The sequence below is a fragment of the Falsiporphyromonas endometrii genome (genome assembly GCF_042654485.1).
In the GTDB taxonomy this organism is placed as follows: Bacteria; Bacteroidota; Bacteroidia; order Bacteroidales; family Porphyromonadaceae; genus Porphyromonas; species Porphyromonas endometrii.
In genome coordinates, this window is the sequence record NZ_JBHSGO010000071.1 from 1 (window position 1) to 1,375 (window position 1,375).

The 1,375-nt window shown below is 43.6% G+C and carries 1 protein-coding gene; it reads left to right on the forward strand.

Annotation, left to right across the window (positions count from 1 at the left end; genetic code table 11):
* Positions 1-99: 99 nt before the first annotated feature.
* Positions 100-1,191, forward strand: a complete 1,092-nt coding sequence (locus ACFO3G_RS03275) for an IS5 family transposase (RefSeq protein ID WP_380077958.1) — start codon at positions 100-102, stop codon at positions 1,189-1,191.
* Positions 1,192-1,375: the final 184 nt, after the last annotated feature.

Consider the following 1,375-nt stretch of genomic DNA (forward strand, 5'->3'; position numbering starts at 1 on the left):
TCATGAGAATGTTGCACGAATAATAGCCTTATTGTATTTCATATACTGCTGATTATCAGTATATTTGTATATGTTTAACGAGTAAAATACTGCTGAGATATGTCCATCAAAAGCACTTCTAATGACAGTCCGAGTTTTGCAGAAGTTTATACTGCACAGAGACAAGCTAAGGCACGCAACGAGTTCTTGGAACGAGTAGATTTCCTGATAGACTGGCGTCCGATCCGGACGTTTATCAATAAGAAGCTTAACAAGACTGCTCAAGCAAAGGGAGAAGCGACTTACGACGGGGTGCTTATGTTCAAGATACTCCTTTTAGAAGTGTGGTATAACCTGAGTGATAGAGCCGTAGAAGAGCGGATTAATGATTCAATCAGCTTTGGCAAATTCCTTGGAATAGACATGGAGCACGTCTCTCCGGACCATAGCACCATTTGCCGCTTTCGGAATGCTCTAGTAGAAAAGGAGCTTTGGGATAAGCTTCTGTCTATGATTAACAAACAACTCAAGAAGCATGGTATTATGGAGATTAAGCGAGGCGTTCTTGTGGATGCCAGTATCGTTGACAGTCCATTCTCTCCGGACGGCTCCATCCGCATTGAAGTAGCAGATGACCGGGAAGACCATCGAAGTGAAGAAGAGAAAATCAAGGAGCAAAAATATATGGCGACACGTTGCTCCGGAAAGCCGGGTGTGGATAAAGAGGGCAGATGGGTAAAGAAGGGAGGTAAGTTTCGCTTCGGTTATAAGAAGCACATTGCCACTACCGATGAAGGGTTAATTGAGGGCGTTATAACTACTTCGGCCAATGTTTCGGACACTCGTGAGTTTGTGCCTCTTATTGACAAGATCAAGCTGCCCAAAGGTGTTGAAGTGCTAGCCGACAAAGGTTACACATCCAAAGGCAATTCAGAACACCTAAGGCAATCTGAACTAACGGATAAGATAATGAAGAAGGCTAAGCGCGGGCAGGCATTGAGTGAAGAAGAAAAAGAGTTTAACCGCCTCATCAGTAAGACACGGAGTAAGGTGGAAAGGACCTTCGGCAGCATTCGTCGGTGGTTCAAAGGCGGTCGATGTCGCTACAAGGGATTGCTAAAGACTCACGGACAAAATATCCTGGAATCCATCTGTCACAACATTAAAAGAGCACCAACATTGATCATACAATTAGCAGCAGACACCAAATAACCGCAACCTCCTTGAGAGGAGCATTCGTTATCCTCTCAAGTGAAAAACACCCCTCAAATTGAGCAGTTTAAAGCTCAAAATGAGGGGAAATAAGATGGGGTAATTCGGTTATCGATATAGAATCCTCTTTGAATACAAAGAAGTGGAGGTTGGAAAACCTAAATTACATTCGTGCAACAGTCTC